Here is a 15765-nt window from a genome sequence, read left to right as displayed (position 1 = left end):
GCTCTACGCGCTCGTTAAGCACGGTACCTATGATAGCTGTCATAAAATGATTGCAAATAAAATCATCATATTTACTATGGTTAACCTTACAAACAGCGTTGTCGCTCATGCATTGATAAGGTGAATACATTGACTTAAATATTCTTGTTGGCTATTTTAATTTACTTAATTATAATTTTAAGTGAATATTAAATTTATGTTTACCTTTTAATAGTCAACCACTTTATCAGCCATAATAATGGGGAAGATATGAAGCAGTTAAACGGCGGGAATGTGTATCGTCCCACAGGGAAAGAAAAAAACCTGCAAGCCATTTTAAATATTCATCGGCACGTTATTCAAAACATCTCCCCTGTCACTATTACGGCCGGTAAAACACTGGATATCAAGATTGATAATCAATCCCACATCCTGTTAATCACTAAAGGCGCTATTAAAGTATGTCGGCGTATCGACAGCATTGTAATGGGCTGCGGTGTCTCACCAATGATTTTAGGCCTTGTAGATGCCTATGCTGACTTATACCAGTTAGAAGAGAATTCAGACGTCTTTTTTATCGCCGAAACCACCTGTGAATATTATCCTGTCCCAGTAAAAGATTTTGTGGAAATAGCTGATGAAAAGCATCTCTGGCGTGACATTTCGAACATCCTGATGTACCGCATTGCTTTCATGACTAACCGTGACAGAAATCTTATCGGGCAGGACGCCTATAGCCAGATAAAAGCGCTGTTACTTGAACTGTGGTCGTATCCTGAAAGCTCACGATTTGAGATCAATGCACAGAACTTCATACAGCAGAGAACCGGGCTTTCACGCAGCCGTATCATGCAGGTACTTTCAGAACTAAAAGCGGGGGACTATATAAAAATACTGCATGGAAGACTGTTAGAGCTTCGAAACCTGCCAGTTTCATTTTAAACGGACAAGCGTCGTATATTCTTAAAAATAAAGCAATATAGAGTTAAATAAATCCTCCAGGAAATAATAACTATTATCAAAAAAGAGATCTTGCTCTATAAATCCAGTCATCAACCATACTTCTTTAGTGGTATTTTATTAAACTTTGTTACCGGGTCCGAAACTGGACTGCCGTTCAATATTGCATCAGAATTTTTATTGAGTTCATAGTTGATATACGTAGAATAGCCGCCTGCTTATCTACAGAACAGAAAGAAGCGCATACAGAGTAAAATATAATATTTTATTTTATATGGCTATCTTTATTTTTCAGCGAATAGAATCAGGCAACAATTAATATGTTTAATAAGAAAATTATCATCCTGGCAATGTTAACTGCCGTAGCATCCACACCGGTATTTGCCCAGAACACGATTACGTTCAATGGCAAAATTTACGATCAGGCGTGTACGGTTCAGGTTAATGGCTCCACGGATACCACCATTGATTTAGGCAATTACAGCAAAGAACGCATCGCGGAAAAAGGCGCCACAACCGATTACGTGCCGTTTACCGTAAGCCTGGTTAGCTGCCCGGAAGCTGGGACTGGCGTACCAACCCAGGCCATGTTCCGCTTCCACGGCGCAACAGATGATTCTAACCCAACGTACTTCAAAAACGCGGACGAAGGATCGGAAACGGGCGCCGCGGGTGTCGGTATTTCTATTCAGAACGCTTCACATAGCGATGTGACAGATAACACGGATGATGCCGCAGTAAACCTGCCAACCGACGGCTCGACAGCAGACTTTACCTATTACGCCGCCATGGCAAACGATGGTTCCGCAACCGTAACCGGTGGAGATGTTAGCACTCAGGTTACGTATACCGTTTCGTATCAGTAAGGCATTCTCATCCTGATGTGGACAGGCAGGATGCCAGTCCATAGCGTAAAACATCTTTACAGAGTAAAAAATGAAACACATAAAGAAATCCGTGTTGGCCGTATTACTGACAAGCCATGTTGCCCATGCCAGCATTGTTGTTGGCGGAACCCGACTGGTTTTCGACGGCAATAATGATGAGTCGTCAATCAATGTAGAGAATAAAGACAGCAAAGCGAATCTTGTTCAGTCATGGTTATCGGTTGCCGATCCCCAGGTCACAAATAAGCAGGCGTTTATTATCACCCCGCCTCTTTTTCGCCTTGATGCCGGGCAAAAGAACAGCATTCGGGTTATTCGCTCTGGCGCCCCTCTACCTGCAGATCGGGAGTCTATGTACTGGCTCAATATTAAGGGTATTCCTTCTATTGATGATAATGCCTCCGCGAACCGCGTGGAAATCTCCATTAATACCCAAATAAAGCTTATATATCGACCACCAGCATTAACAAAATCAACGCCTGATAGCCAGAGCCAACAATTAAAATGGCAGACGGCAGGTGATGTTATTACCGTAAATAACCCCACTCCCTATTATATGAACTTTGCCAGTGTGACGCTTAACAGCCATGAAGTGAAATCAGCGACCTTCGTTCCGCCAAAATCATCAGCGTCATTTAAATTGGGTTCTACTGCCGCCCCTCATGGCACGGTAACGTGGCGATTAATCAGCGATTATGGGATGAGTTTAGAGCCGCATTCCGGTTCATTCTAGCCATTAACGACTTCACTTTACTTTTACCCTTTCAGGACTTTTACTGTGCAATTCTCCAGAGTAGAGCCCCGTTCTCAATTAGCGTTATCGTTTCTCTTTATATGCTGTTCCATAAAACCAGCGTTAGCGCATGATCATTTTAATCCATTATCGTTGGAAAATGATGAACCGGGCGTGGAGAATGTCGATCTATCGGTTTTCGAAAAGGGGGGGCAGGCAGAAGGCACCTATAATGTTGATATTTATATTAATAACACCAGTGTTGAAACAAAAAATATTGCCTTTAAAAATAAAAAATCAGCAGATAATAAGCTCTCCCTACAGCCGTGTCTTAGCGTTGAACAACTCAAGCAGTGGGGCGTAAAAACAGAAAACTTCCCCGAGCTTAAAAATGACCCAAACGGGTGTACCGATCTTAGTCTGCTGGCTGGCGCTGTAGCAAAGTTTAATGTCATCGGTAACCGGCTGGATTTAGCGATCCCTCAAATCGCGTTGATCGCCGACCCGCGAGAATTCGTCCCTACCAGCGAATGGGATGAAGGCATTAATGCTTTTTTGCTGAACTACAGTTTTACCGGATCGCAGGATCACGATATTGATGAAAACCGGACGGAAAATAGCGAATACGCTAACCTGCGCCCTGGTATTAACATTGGCGCATGGCGTTTTCGTAACTACTCAACATGGAATCACGATAGCGATGGGCAAAATAGCTGGGATTCTGCCTACACCTATGTTTCTCGCGATATCGAATTTTTAAAAGGACAGCTGATCGCCGGGGAAAATAACACGCCCGCAGACGTCTTTGACAGTATTTCATTTAAGGGCGTACAGATCTCTTCTGATGACGATATGTTGCCGGACAGTATGAAAGGGTTCGCCCCGGTCATTCGCGGGGTGGCCAAAAGCAGCGCGCAGGTAACCGTTGAACAAAACGGTTATACCATCTACAAAACTAACGTTCCGGCGGGCCCATTCGCCATCAACGATCTTTATCCAACCGGCGGCTCGGGCGACCTGTACGTCACCATCAAAGAATCCGATGGTTCTGAACAGCATTTCATTGTGCCCTACGCCAGCGTTCCGGTATTACAGCGTGAAGGCCACCTGAAATACGACCTGACGGTAGGCCGCACGCGTTCATCAGATACGCATTCCGCGCAACAGAACTTCGCTGAACTGACGGCCTTATACGGATTAGCAGGCGGCATAACCGCCTATGGCGGAATAGAGAGTACGCTGAGCAATGATGTTTATCATGCGGCGCTCATCGGGACAGGCTTAAACCTTGGCGATCTGGGCGCATTGTCTTTAGACGTCACCAACTCATGGTCAAAAATTAAAGCAGGCGATGTGGTTAGCGATACGCTTACCGGACAATCCTGGCGTATTCGTTACAGCAAAGATATTCAGTCAACAGGCACCAATTTCACTGTCGCCGGCTACCGTTATTCGACCAAAGATTACTACGCTCTTGAGGATGTGCTGGATACCTATAGCGATAATAGTCACTATGATCATGTCCGTAATCGCACCGACCTGTCGTTATCGCAAGACATTATCTACGGTTCCATTTCACTCACTTTATATAATGAAGATTACTGGAATGACACTCATACCACATCATTAGGTATTGGCTATAACAACACATGGCATAACGTAAGCTATGGCATTAACTATTCTTATACGCTGAACGCCGATAATTCTCAGGATGAAGACGACGATACGGAAGACAGTAATGACCAGCAAATTTCAATCAATATTAGTATTCCGTTAGATGCCTTTATGCCGTCAACGTATGCCACCTACAATATGAACTCCGCGAAAGACGGCGATACCACGCATACTGTCGGTTTAAACGGAACAGCGCTGGCACAGAAAAATCTCTCATGGAGCGTTCAGGAAGGTTATTCCTCTCAAGAGAAAGCCACCAGCGGTAATGTGAGCGCAACCTATAACGGGACGTATGCGGATATTAACGGCGGATATAGCTACGATAATCATATGCGTCGCCTGAATTATGGCGTTCAGGGCGGCGTACTGTTACATCGAAATGGCCTGACACTATCCCAGCCAATGGACGACACCATCATATTGGTTAAAGCCCCTGGCGCAGCGGGTGTCCCCGTGAATAACGAAACGGGCGTGGACACCGATTTTCGGGGTTATGCCGTCGTACCTTATGCTTCGCCTTACCATCGTAATGAAGTCTCTTTAGATACGACGGGCATTAGAAAAAATATTGAGCTCATTGATACCAGTAAAACGCTGGTGCCTACCCGTGGCGCGGTGGTCAGGGCTGAATATAAAACCAATATTGGTTACAAGGCATTGATGGTATTAACCCGCATAAACAATCTTCCTGTTCCTTTTGGCGCGACCGTCTCGTCTTTAACAAAACCAGACAATCACAGCAGTTTTGTTGGTGATGCGGGGCAAGCCTGGTTAACCGGACTGGAAAAACAAGGGCGGTTATTAATGAAGTGGGGACCAACAGCAGCAGACCGGTGTCAGGTCTCTTATCGTATACCGAGCTCCCCCTCCGCTTCTGGCGTAGAAATCTTACACGAGCAATGCCAGTGATTCTGGTGGGATAAAAGATGAATATGAACAGATTTGCTGCATTAGCCGCCCTGTTAACGTTCACGGGTCTGGCATTATGGTCGCCATCGATCAGCGCGGCATACAATACCGCAGATGCCGTAGACATTAACGTTACGGGATTAATTTATGCCGATCCGTGTACCGTGACGGTCCCCGACACGCTCTCTCTTGGACAATATGCCCGGGCGGATATCGCCGTGGCCGGCGGCAATACCGCCACCATTCCTTTCACCATAAAAATGACGAATTGCCCGGCAACGACCACAAAAGCCGCGATTTCATTTAACGGCGTACCTTATCCCGATCCAAATTATGCTTCTGCGATTTATGCAAACAGCGCGGCCAATCCGGCGCAGGATTTAGGATTACAGCTTTTTAACCTGGACGGTAAAAGTCTGGTCAATCTGGCCAACAACGTCACTTACACGGTGGATATCAACAGTAATACCCATGAAGCCAATTTGCCTGTCGCCGCAAGGATGTATACCCCGTATGGAAAAGTCACGGCAGGGGATTTCACGTCCGTTGTGACGATCACTATCGCATGGCAATAACATCTTTCTATTTCACCTGGTATAAAAGCAGGAATTTTTCATGAGAAGGTTATATCTGGCGCTTATTCTGCTGTTCGCGTATTCCGGTCATGGTTACGCCTCCTGTAAACGTTCCGGAAATGAAGGCGCGATCACTATCACCCCGCCGTCGCAGCTTGTGGTGGATAGCCACGCCTATACCGCAGGCGAAGTGTTGTGGCAATCGGGCTGGGTTTCCACCTCCGAAGTCACAATGGATGGCTGTAGTCGCGATTATAAGGTCGGTTTTTTATATGAACCCGGTAGCGCGCAGTCAAATACATCAGCGACAATCAATGCGAATGACGGGAACAACACACCGGTATTTAGCACCGGCATTTCCGGCGTGGGCATTGCGATTAAAACCCAAACGAATGCTGGCCCTTACGATAATGTCATGCCAATCGATAATACCTACCATAATGGCGATGGCAATAAAACACACCATGCGATGGCTCCCGCCTACAATGTTGAACTGGTCGCCTTAGGCGGTCCGATCACCTCCGGTACCGCGACATTCCAAAGCCCACTGGCGCGCGTATCTTTTCGCGATAGCGCAACGGAAGACTCCGGCGGCGATATCCTGACCCATCTGTATTTGGGGAATACGCAATTGATTATGAAAGCGATGGGATGTCGGGTAGAAACACCTGCCATCACCGTTGATTTAGGCAGCGTCAATTTAGGCAGTTTCGCTAACAGTCAAACTGCGGGCACAGGCGAGCAGGATATCTTATTGACCTGCGAACAAGGCACCGCTATTTCCGCATCGTTAAGCGCCCAGCCTGCCAGCGGAAATAACCCTGATAATTCAGTCATCCAGTTGAGCAATGCGAGCGCGCCAACCAGCGCAACCGGCGTTGGCGTACAGTTGGGTATTCAGGCGCCGGACGCCGGTTTCTTTACCGACAGTTTGCCAATCAATCAAAAAATTGATCTCTTTACTCACACGATTACCACCAATGCCGATGGCAGCCAGACGGTTAGCGGCGGAACCATGAATATGTCCACCACCCTGAAAATTAGCGCGCGCTACTATAAAACCGCCGCCACGGTAACGGCCGGGCAAGCGAATGCCACAGCAACATTAAACCTGACCTATAACTAATGACATCACGTTTTCTGGCGCTGGGCGGGAAAACGTTAACGCGCGCGCCCGTAAAATTTATTTCCACAAACGTAATTCGTCATCTTTTACTGGCGGTAATGACTTACGTTGCTGACAAGAGAGCGAATACCAGTCCAGATGGCGCGTCAGGAACATCACGCCGCCAAGCGCCAGTAGCAGAACGCCGGTCCCCAGAAGCAACGAGCTATCTTCCGAACGCAGCAATCCCCACATCACGCCATCCAGCGCCAATAACGCTAACGTAAACAGTACGCTATTGCGCCATCCTTTCAGCACCGCCTGCAAATAAACGCTATTCATCAACGCGCCCACCAGGCTTGCGGCGATCCAGGCTGGCGTGAAACCGATATGTTCCGACAGTGCCAGCAACAGCAGGTAGAACATCACCAGCGATAACCCCACCAGCAGATACTGCATCGGGTGTAACCGCTGCCCCGTCAGGGTTTCGAAGACAAAGAAAGCCATAAACGTTAGCGTAATCAACAAAATGGCATATTTCGTCGCTCTGTCCGTCAGTTGATACTGATCGGCTGGCGTCGATACAGCGACGCTAAACGCCGGTAAGTTGTCCCAATCCACCTTTTGCGCATCAGCAAACTGTTCGCCGAGATTCGTGGCAAACCGGCTGGTTTTCCACTGGGCCTGAAATCCTGAACCGCTGATTTCGCGTTTACCGGGAAGAAAATCCCCCACAAAATTTGGGTGCGGCCAGTTACTGGTCAGGGTCATTTCACTGCTACGCCCGACGGGAACCAGTGAAAAGCTGCCGGTTCCGCTTAAATCTAACGACATCGCCAACGTCAGGTTGCGCGTCGCCCACTGACTGTCCGGCAGCGGGATATGAATGCCCTCTCTACTTTCCGGTAAGCCGGTCCCCGGCTCTACAGTGAGCGTTTCACCATTCACCTGCGGCGCTTTTACTGCGCTGATACCGCGCGCATCGCCGACGCCCACGACGATAAAGGGCTTTCCAAGGGTAATGTTCGGTCTGTTCAGCTCATGCAGACGGGCCACATCAAACTCCGCCTTTATCGCCATATCGGTATGCCACACCTGCCCCTGATAAATACCTATTTTTCGCGCTTCAACGTTTTGATTGCCTTCAACCAATAGCGACTCCGGCAGCCAAAAATAGAGATAGCTGCGCTTATACTGGACCTCTTTCTCCTCTTCCAGCACGGTATAGAGCTCTCGCCACCAGCGGGCCGACAACCTTTTGTGGGCCGCTGGTACTCTGACGAATAGCGGCTTCTACATGGCTTCGATAATCAGCACGCTCCACGATGGTGTGCCGTACCATCATCAGGGGAATTAACAGCAGGATCATGGCGCCGCCTAACGTAATCATTTTCCACAACAGGGGGGATTTCAACATAGCGTTCTCCTTTGCAATGCCAGCAGTGTAAGAACGCGATGTGGGGAGAATTTGAAGTTATGTGAAGTGACGGTGAAGTGTCAACGAGGCCAGCACGCCGCCTTCGGGACGGTTGCACAACGTCACCTCACCGTTGAGGAGCCGCGCCGCCTCGCTGACAAACGCCAGCCCAAGCCCGCTGCTTTTACGTCCGTTTTCACGGGGCAACGAATAGAATCGGTCGAAAATGCGCGGCAGCGCAAAATCAGGAATACCACAGCCGGAATCCGTCACCGGCAGGATCGCTTTCTCCCCCATCGGCTGAGCGCTTAATGTGATAACGCCATTTTCAGGCGTAAAGTCGATAGCATTGTCCAACACATTGCCCAGCGCCTGCGCCAGAAGCTCCGCGTCGGCGACGACAACCAGCGAGGAAGGCCGTAGAGTAAGGGTGATATTTTTTGCCGCCAACTGAATGCTGCGCGCCTCGCTAAGCTGCGTAAATAGTTCATCAACAGCAACCAGCGCGAGAGGGATATCCTGCCGGTTTTCCAGCCGCGCCTGGCGCAGCAGGGTCGCTACCAGCGCCTGCATTCGCGTATTTTGCGCCAGTATATTCTCTGTAAAGCGGGTAACCACATCCGCGGGCGGTCCTTCACGCAGAATCTCCGCCGCGCCGCGTATCGCCGCCAGCGGACTTTTCAGCTCATGAGTCAACGCATACACGTACTGCTCAATGTCATTCTTGCCTTCCAGCTTAATGCGCATACTCTCCAGCGCCTGCGCCAGTTTACGCAGCTCGCTGCTGCCTAATGCAGGTAACGCAAGTGGGCGGTTTTCGGTGACGGAATCCGCATAGCGCGTCAACCGGGCGATGGAGCGGTTAATCCACCAGACCATCCCCGCGCCAATCGCCAGCGCAATCCCCAGTAAAACGGCGCTGGCCCATAGAATGCGCCGTTCGCTGCGCTTAATCACCGGCGCCATTGCCGCATTCGGTTTACCGACAGACAGGACGCCGATAATCCGTCCATCGCTGATTATCGGCGCGGCTACGTACATCACGGTGCTATTGGGATCGGCAGAATCTTTTGCCGTGCTGCGGGCGCCATACTGTCCGCGCAGCGTAAGCCAGACGTCATTCCAGCGAGAATAATCCTGCCCCACCGCTTTGTTTTCCGAATCAAACAACACCTTCCCCTGTGCATCCGTCATGTAGACATGGTATTCATTGCGCACTTTGACGATCCCGCTGATATTGGCGCGAAACGGGCGATGTTGCAGTTGGGCGAATGCCTTCGCCAGCTGGCCGTCAGTCGGGTTGCCGGAAAGGAGATCGTCGCGGGCCAGCGCCGCCAGCAGCGTTGCGGTGTCAATCAGCGTCCCTTCCGTCGCGCGGCGGACGCCCGGCTTTATCTCCTGAACAAAGATAGACAGCACAAACACGGCGGCGACGGCGACAATAAGAAAGTAGCCCAGCAGCAAACGCATTCCGATGCGCATCAGACGCTCCTCAGGCTGTATCCCATTCCACGATGCGTGTTAATTGGCGAGAGATCCGGGTTGATCGCGCGTAGCTTAGCGCGCAGGGTTTTGATGTGTGTATCGACCGTCCGATCGAAGGTCTCCTGGGCATCAGACCAGACAATATCCATCAATTGCTGACGCGAGTACACGCGCTCCGGCGACAGCAGCAGGGTTTTAAGAAGCAGAAACTCATAACGCGTCAGCGAGAGCGGCGTACCAAACCAGGCGATCTGCGCCGCCGGTTCATTGAGTTCAAAATGTCCGGTACGCACCACCGGCGACGGCGCAGCAAACTTTTTCACCCGGCGCAGCAGCGTGCGCACGCGGGCACTCACTTCGCGCGGCGAGAATGGCTTGGCGACATAATCATCTGCGCCGATCTCCAGACCAAGCAATCGATCCACTTCATCGCTACGGGCAGTCAGGAAAAGAATCGGCAGCGCAGGATGGCGTTCCAGCAACTGCCGACACAGCTCAAAGCCGCTGATATCCGGTAGTCCCACATCGAGAATCACCGCATCCGGCCGTTGCTGACGCGCTTTTTCCAGCGCAGGCAGCCCGCGAGCGAATAGCTCAACGGTAAACCCTTCCAGTTGCAGGGTGTAGATGAGCGTATCGGCGATTCCCTTTTCATCCTCGACTAACCAGACCTGCGGTTGCTGCATACTCTTTCCCTATTATTGTCGCCACGGCATGACCGGCACCGCGCTGATGGCGTTCTTCGGCGACCCGTCGACTACTTTGTCGGAGTAGGCCAGATACGCCAGCGTGTTGCGTTTCTCATCATAGAAACGCACGACCTGCAATGACTTAAATATCAATGAGGTGCGTTTTTTGAACACCACTTCTCCCTGCGCCTTGCCGTTCTTAATTTTGTCGCTCAGTTCAATAGGCCCGACCTGCTGACAAGAGATGGCGGCGTCAGACGTATCTTCCGCCAGCCCCAATCCGCCTTTTATGCCGCCCGTTTTCGCCCGGCTAACATAGCACGTCACGTTTTTGACATCAGGATCGTCAAAAGCTTCCACCACGATTTTATGGTCAGGACCGAACATTTTAAATACCGTATCGACTGAACCAATTTGTTCCGCGCGGGCGCTCTGCCCCAGCAGCAACAAAATTGAGAAAAGTACTAAGCTCTTGTATTTCATATTGTTACCATTCATAAAAGTTACGTTGCGTAATTATTAGACATTCTAAAATAAAATGGTTATAGATCACAGGATTAGAATAATTACCTGTCACGTTGCCTAAAAAAAGCATTTAAGCTCAAAAAAAACACTGAATGCTAAAAGAACAAAAAATGCTATTATCCTCTTACCTGATATCGGGTGCTCGTTGTTGAAAGGATGGGGATATTTTATGGATCAGGCTGGCATAATTCGCGACCTGTTAATCTGGCTGGAAGGTCATCTGGATCAGCCGCTGTCACTTGACAATGTGGCGGCAAAAGCAGGCTATTCCAAGTGGCACCTGCAGAGAATGTTTAAGGACGTGACGGGCCACGCCATTGGCGCTTACATCCGCGCCCGTCGTTTATCGAAATCAGCAGTGGCGCTGCGTTTGACCGCGCGTCCAATTCTGGATATTGCTCTTCAGTACCGCTTCGATTCTCAGCAAACCTTTACGCGCGCCTTTAAGAAACAGTTTTCCCAGACGCCAGCGCTGTATCGTCGCTCCTCGGAATGGAGCGCCTTTGGCATTCGCCCGCCATTACGGCTGGGCGAGTTTACCGTGCCGGAACATCAGTTCGTTACGCTGGAAGATACGCCGCTCCTTGGCGTCACGCAGAGCTATTCCTGCTCGCTGGAACAGATTTCCGACTTCCGCCACGAAATGCGCGTGCAATTCTGGCATGATTTCCTCGGTCATTCGCCAACTATTCCGCCAGTGCTTTATGGGCTTAATGAAACGCGCCCCAGCATGGAGAAAGACGATGAGCAGGAAGTATTCTATACCACCGCACTGCCGCAAGAGCAGGCCGATGGCTATGTTCAGTCGGCGCATCCTGTGCTGTTGCAGGGCGGTGAATACGTCATGTTCACCTATGAAGGGTTAGGAACCGGCGTGCAGGATTTTATCCTGACCGTTTACGGCACCTGTATGCCAATGCTGAATCTGACCCGTCGTAAAGGGCAGGATATAGAGCGATACTATCCGTCAGAAGATACCAAAACCGGCGATCGCCCTATCAACCTGCGCTGCGAATTTCTGATCCCGATTCGTCGTTAACGCTGTAGCTCATCCAATGCAGGGGCGTCCAGATGCGAAACGTCCCCTGCGGTTTCTACCACCCACCCAGACGCCAGCCACTGGCTTTCCTGGTAATCGATGCGGGAAATAGAGCAGTTGCGCAAACGTAACCGGCGTTCCGCCCAGGCGGGTAGTCCCAGTATAGTACTGACCAGACAGCCCAACGCGATACCGTGACTGACCAATAAAGGTCGGCTGCCCTGCGGTAGCTCCAGACAGGACGCCAGCGCGGCATGAACGCGATCGCTCAACTCCTGCATCGATTCCCCACCGGGAATGCGGCCATCCTGCGTGCCGTTGACTAACTGACGACGCCAGCCCTCTTCTTCTTCCGTCAGCGAATCGATCTGGCGCTTTTCCAGCACGCCCATATCCAGCTCGCGCAGGCGGGAGTCAAAGGTAATATCACACCCGCACGCCTGGGCGATAATCTCCGCCGTGCGTTTTGTGCGGCCTAAATCGCTGCTGATGATATGGGTGATGCCGAGGCTGCGGGCGCGTTCTCCTACCTGCATGGCCTGCTGCTCGCCTTTTGCTGTCAGGGGACTGTCCGATTGGCCCTGAATACGTCGCTCGGCGTTCCACTGCGTTTCACCGTGGCGAACAAGGTATACCTGTAACATGTTTTTTTTCCGTTATACTGCGATAAATTTTTAAAACTGAGCTTAATTATGCACCAGGTTATCTCTGCGACCACCAATCCTGCCAAAATTCAGGCAATTCTACAGGCATTTGAAGAGATTTTCGGCGAAGGATCGTGCCATATTACGCCCGTCGCCGTCGAGAGCGGCGTACCGGAGCAGCCCTTCGGAAGCGAGGAAACGCGTGCTGGCGCACGAAATCGCGTGGATAATGCGCGACGCCTGCATCCACAAGCTGATTTCTGGGTAGCCATTGAAGCCGGAATTGACGATGACGCCACCTTCAGTTGGGTGGTGATTGATAACGGCGTTCAGCGCGGTGAAGCGCGATCGGCCACGCTGCCGCTGCCCGCCGTCATTCTCGACAGAGTCCGCCAGGGAGAAGCGCTTGGCCCGGTGATGTCCCACTATACCGGTATTGACGAGATTGGTCGCAAAGAGGGCGCCATTGGCGTATTTACCGCCGGAAAATTAACGCGCTCCAGCGTTTACTACCAGGTGGTGATCCTGGCGCTCAGCCCGTTTCATAACGCGGTGTATCGATAATTATTTGCGCTATATTGTAAGCCTGATAAGCACAGCGCCATCAGGCATTTCGCGGCGATGTTGCCGGATGGCCGCTTCGCCTTATCCGGCCTACGAGCAAATCAGGCGTTTTTCAGCAGTACGTTCTCAAGCCAATGACGCAGTTCAACCGGCGCGGATTTCAGGCTGTTTGACCCGCGCGTGATGGTGGCGATGCCCGCCCCCAGCTCGGTTTTCAACTCGCGCTGGCTCATTTCGCCACGCAACAACTCCTCAATAATGCGCACGCGCGTTCCCAGCGCTTCACGCTCGTCCGGCGTAAGCATCAGTTGTAATAAAGGCAGATGCAGATCCTCTGCATATGCCTGACGGAGTAACTCCACAAAACGAAGCCACTCCTGATTACGTTGTTCGGCGATAGCCGATGAATAAGGGGAATGCTGGGTCATGTTATACCGCCGTTTGTACTGTTACACGAGTACAAATGATAACATAACCCGTCTGCATTAATACCGTCGCTGCCACTCAGAGTCGCTCATTAAGGCCTCTTTCTGCCCCATAAAGTGGCGATAGTAAGCGTCATAGGCCAGAACGTTTTTCACGTAGCCGCGCGTTTCCGAAAAGGGAATGCTTTCGACAAACGCTACGGCATCGATACGCCCGGCGCTATTGCCAAGCCAGGTGCGCACGCGCCCCGGCCCGGCGTTATACGCCGCCGAGGCGAAAATACGGTTATTACCAAACTGCTGATAGACATACTGCAAATAGCTGGTGCCAATGTTGATGTTGGTCTCCGGCTCCAGCAGTTGGCCGGGGCCGCGGTAGTCCGGAATCGAAAACATTTTCACCGTATGGGTGGCCGTTCCCGGCATAATCTGCATTAAGCCGCTGGCCCCTACCGGCGATTTTACTTTCGGGTTCCAGGCGCTCTCCTGGCGGGCAATCGCCATGGCATAGCTTTGTGAGATATCTTTTCCGCGGGTATAGCGGGTAAAAAGATCGTTATACGCCAGCGGGAAACGCTCCTCCAGATGATCCCACAGTTTTCCGGCGATCGTCGCCTGTACGCTCAGATCCCACCAGTGCTGGTTAAACGCATAGCGCGCCAGCTGCGCCTGTTCAGATTTACTACGGCTTTTTACCAGATTCGCCCATTCGCTGCGCGCCGTGTTATCCAGGTTCCAGTACATCAGCTCCCGTACACGCGCCATCTCCGGCCCCTGCGTCAACGCGCTGTTTACGTTGGCGGGCGCTTTATCGATTTTAAGCGTGTACTCTTCGCCTAAACGCTGCGCCGCGACCATCGGATAAAAACCGCGCTTCTGCATTAAAGCATGAAGGCTCTCTTTCGCTTCGGCGTCACGACCGCGCTCCAGCAATAAATCCGCCTGCCAGTAACGCCACTCGTCTTTCTCTTTCGCCTCCATTGGCAGTCGGGCAAGCCAGGTATTGAGACCGCGACGATCGCCCATCCCCAGCGCCATACGCACGCGCCGCTCGATAAGCGACGTCGATTGCGAGCGCATAATCACGTCATCGCGCCATTTCGCTTGCGCATCGGTCACATCGTTGCCCATCAGTCGCCAGGCAACGATATCGCGCAGCGCCTGCGTTTGTTCCTCATTAAGTTTCTGCGCCTGTACCAGCGAGGGGATCATCAGACGCGCATTTTCCGCGTCCTGGCGGGCGACGCTGGCAAACGCGACTTCCGCCATCTGGCGGGTAAAATCGGTGGCGCCGGTGGTGCGTGCGAAGGTCAACACGTTATTAGGGTCATTAGCGAGGGTAATGATCGCTGAGGCGATCGTTTGATATTCCGCCGGCATCTGTCCGGCCAGCACCGTAACCAGACCCGTATTTCCGGCTTTCATCGCCAACCGAATACGTTCCAGGTACGCCAGCGGGTCTTGCTTGCCGGAGGCCCGCCAGACGCTGAACAGTTTATCGCAGGCATTCGGCTGACTTTTGCCGGTCAGCCAAAGGTCTTTCGCGCCCTGCCAGGCCGCTTCCGTTTGCCCGGTACTCCATTTCGCGTAGTAATAGTTACATTGCGCTTCCGTGGTGCCGGGTTTCTCCGGGCTAAACGCCAGCAAGCCGCGCCAGTCTTCACGACGCGCCAGCTCATTGACGAAGCGTGATTGCAGCGTACGCGCAGGCGGAAGCGTAGGATTGGCGCGCACAAACTGCGTGACGGCAATCGCCGGTTGGTTCATCAAATCGTCGGTGATCTTACGGTATTCCAGATACGGGTAGAGCGGATAATCTTTCAGACCCGGCATCATCTGCTCTACCACATCCATCTGGCGGTTGTCCCAGGCCTGCTTAATCTGCGCATAGCGGTTACGCTGCTCTTCCAGTGAGTCGGCCCGCGCGAGGTGACAAAAGGTCAGCAGGCATACGCTGGCGGCGACGAGACGCCAGACAAATGGTTTGGCTCTATCCACAAGCACTTCCTCAATTGTTATCCAATGCAGCATCATGCCGCGTAATGAATTTATGCTAACCAGTCATAGCCATTTGCGCCACGTTACGGACACTTTTTTACTTTTATTGCGAGTGCGATCTGCTGGCTGGGCTTAGGCAGGGAAAAAGGCTACACTT

General features: G+C 51.3%; 14 protein-coding genes and 1 pseudogene. 8 read left to right on the top strand and 7 right to left on the bottom strand.

All coding sequences use genetic code 11. The features are described 5' to 3' along the window. The first annotated feature begins 249 nt into the window (after positions 1–249). The 6 genes from N7E69_RS11905 (at position 250) to sthE (ending at position 6843) form a co-directional block, all read left to right on the top strand. Positions 250–921, top strand: a complete 672-nt coding sequence (locus N7E69_RS11905; RefSeq protein WP_000811635.1) for a winged helix-turn-helix transcriptional regulator — start codon at positions 250–252, stop codon at positions 919–921. A 338-nt stretch (positions 922–1259) separates the two neighbouring features. Next, entirely contained in the window at positions 1260–1805 is a 546-nt protein-coding gene (locus tag N7E69_RS11900) for a fimbrial protein (protein WP_000482239.1), read from the top strand. A 70-nt stretch (positions 1806–1875) separates the two neighbouring features. Beyond that, the gene (gene sthA / locus N7E69_RS11895) at positions 1876–2559 is read left to right on the top strand and encodes a fimbrial biogenesis chaperone SthA (RefSeq protein ID WP_000680512.1); all 684 of its coding nucleotides are present in this window, start codon (positions 1876–1878) and stop codon (positions 2557–2559) included. Between the two features lie 45 nt (positions 2560–2604). Further along, positions 2605–5142: a fimbrial outer membrane usher protein gene (locus N7E69_RS11890; protein ID WP_001160705.1), complete on the top strand. Its 2538-nt coding sequence runs from the start codon at positions 2605–2607 to the stop codon at positions 5140–5142. Between the two features lie 17 nt (positions 5143–5159). Beyond that, entirely contained in the window at positions 5160–5717 is a 558-nt protein-coding gene (locus N7E69_RS11885) for a fimbrial protein (RefSeq protein WP_001056984.1), read from the top strand. 40 nt (positions 5718–5757) lie between these two features. After that, positions 5758–6843, top strand: a complete 1086-nt coding sequence (sthE, locus tag N7E69_RS11880; protein WP_001253763.1) for a fimbrial major subunit SthE — start codon at positions 5758–5760, stop codon at positions 6841–6843. A 57-nt stretch (positions 6844–6900) separates the two neighbouring features. On the opposite strand, the pseudogene creD reads toward sthE, so the two are convergent. From creD to creA, 4 genes and pseudogenes are all read right to left on the bottom strand, one after another. Further along, a pseudogene (creD, locus tag N7E69_RS11875) lies at positions 6901–8239 on the bottom strand (cell envelope integrity protein CreD). Between the two features lie 57 nt (positions 8240–8296). Beyond that, positions 8297–9721: a two-component system sensor histidine kinase CreC gene (gene creC, locus N7E69_RS11870; RefSeq protein WP_001219531.1), complete on the bottom strand. Its 1425-nt coding sequence runs from the start codon at positions 9719–9721 to the stop codon at positions 8297–8299. Next, positions 9721–10410, bottom strand: coding sequence for a two-component system response regulator CreB (creB, locus tag N7E69_RS11865; protein WP_001187038.1), 690 nt, complete (start codon positions 10408–10410; stop codon positions 9721–9723). Before creB ends, creC begins: the two co-directional genes overlap by 1 nt. Positions 10411–10422: 12 nt before the next feature. Further along, positions 10423–10896 (bottom strand): protein CreA, encoded by a 474-nt coding sequence (creA, locus tag N7E69_RS11860; protein WP_000875811.1) that lies wholly within the window; start codon positions 10894–10896, stop codon positions 10423–10425. 211 nt (positions 10897–11107) lie between these two features. Between creA and robA the strand changes: the two genes are divergently transcribed. Further along, positions 11108–11977: an MDR efflux pump AcrAB transcriptional activator RobA gene (robA, locus tag N7E69_RS11855; RefSeq protein ID WP_000371685.1), complete on the top strand. Its 870-nt coding sequence runs from the start codon at positions 11108–11110 to the stop codon at positions 11975–11977. On the opposite strand, the gene gpmB is transcribed toward robA, so the two are convergent. Further along, positions 11974–12621, bottom strand: a complete 648-nt coding sequence (gene gpmB, locus N7E69_RS11850; protein ID WP_000942363.1) for a 2,3-diphosphoglycerate-dependent phosphoglycerate mutase GpmB — start codon at positions 12619–12621, stop codon at positions 11974–11976. The two genes, robA and gpmB, sit on opposite strands and share 4 nt — an antisense overlap. A 48-nt stretch (positions 12622–12669) precedes the next feature. Here gpmB and yjjX point away from each other — a divergent pair, with 48 nt between their 5' ends. Beyond that, complete coding sequence (yjjX, locus tag N7E69_RS11845) at positions 12670–13185, top strand: inosine/xanthosine triphosphatase (RefSeq protein WP_001751134.1); 516 nt, start codon at positions 12670–12672, stop codon at positions 13183–13185. Positions 13186–13286: 101 nt separating this feature from the next. Here yjjX and trpR read toward each other — a convergent pair whose 3' ends face one another. Further along, positions 13287–13613, bottom strand: coding sequence for a trp operon repressor (gene trpR / locus N7E69_RS11840; RefSeq protein ID WP_000192003.1), 327 nt, complete (start codon positions 13611–13613; stop codon positions 13287–13289). A 57-nt stretch (positions 13614–13670) separates the two neighbouring features. Then, entirely contained in the window at positions 13671–15641 is a 1971-nt protein-coding gene (gene sltY / locus N7E69_RS11835; RefSeq protein ID WP_205904239.1) for a murein transglycosylase, read from the bottom strand. Between the last annotated feature and the right edge of the window lie 124 nt (positions 15642–15765).

Origin of the sequence: Salmonella sp. 3C (assembly GCF_025426275.1) — a bacterium.
In the GTDB taxonomy this organism is placed as follows: Bacteria; Pseudomonadota; Gammaproteobacteria; order Enterobacterales; family Enterobacteriaceae; genus Salmonella; species Salmonella enterica.
The sequence above is the reverse complement of the archived record's forward strand: the minus strand, read 5'-3'. Positions and strand labels throughout refer to the sequence as shown.

Coding starts and splice junctions, on each gene's coding strand:
- N7E69_RS11905 (WP_000811635.1), top strand. CDS start 250: ATGAAGCAGTTAAACGGCGGGAATGTGTATCGTCCCACAGGGAAAGAA.
- yjjX (WP_001751134.1), top strand. CDS start 12,670: ATGCACCAGGTTATCTCTGCGACCACCAATCCTGCCAAAATTCAGGCA.
- gpmB (WP_000942363.1), bottom strand. CDS start 12,621: ATGTTACAGGTATACCTTGTTCGCCACGGTGAAACGCAGTGGAACGCC.
- N7E69_RS11885 (WP_001056984.1), top strand. CDS start 5,160: ATGAATATGAACAGATTTGCTGCATTAGCCGCCCTGTTAACGTTCACG.
- sthE (WP_001253763.1), top strand. CDS start 5,758: ATGAGAAGGTTATATCTGGCGCTTATTCTGCTGTTCGCGTATTCCGGT.
- sthA (WP_000680512.1), top strand. CDS start 1,876: ATGAAACACATAAAGAAATCCGTGTTGGCCGTATTACTGACAAGCCAT.
- creC (WP_001219531.1), bottom strand. CDS start 9,721: ATGCGCATCGGAATGCGTTTGCTGCTGGGCTACTTTCTTATTGTCGCC.
- robA (WP_000371685.1), top strand. CDS start 11,108: ATGGATCAGGCTGGCATAATTCGCGACCTGTTAATCTGGCTGGAAGGT.
- trpR (WP_000192003.1), bottom strand. CDS start 13,613: ATGACCCAGCATTCCCCTTATTCATCGGCTATCGCCGAACAACGTAAT.
- sltY (WP_205904239.1), bottom strand. CDS start 15,641: ATGCTGCATTGGATAACAATTGAGGAAGTGCTTGTGGATAGAGCCAAA.
- creB (WP_001187038.1), bottom strand. CDS start 10,410: ATGCAGCAACCGCAGGTCTGGTTAGTCGAGGATGAAAAGGGAATCGCC.
- N7E69_RS11900 (WP_000482239.1), top strand. CDS start 1,260: ATGTTTAATAAGAAAATTATCATCCTGGCAATGTTAACTGCCGTAGCA.
- creA (WP_000875811.1), bottom strand. CDS start 10,896: ATGAAATACAAGAGCTTAGTACTTTTCTCAATTTTGTTGCTGCTGGGG.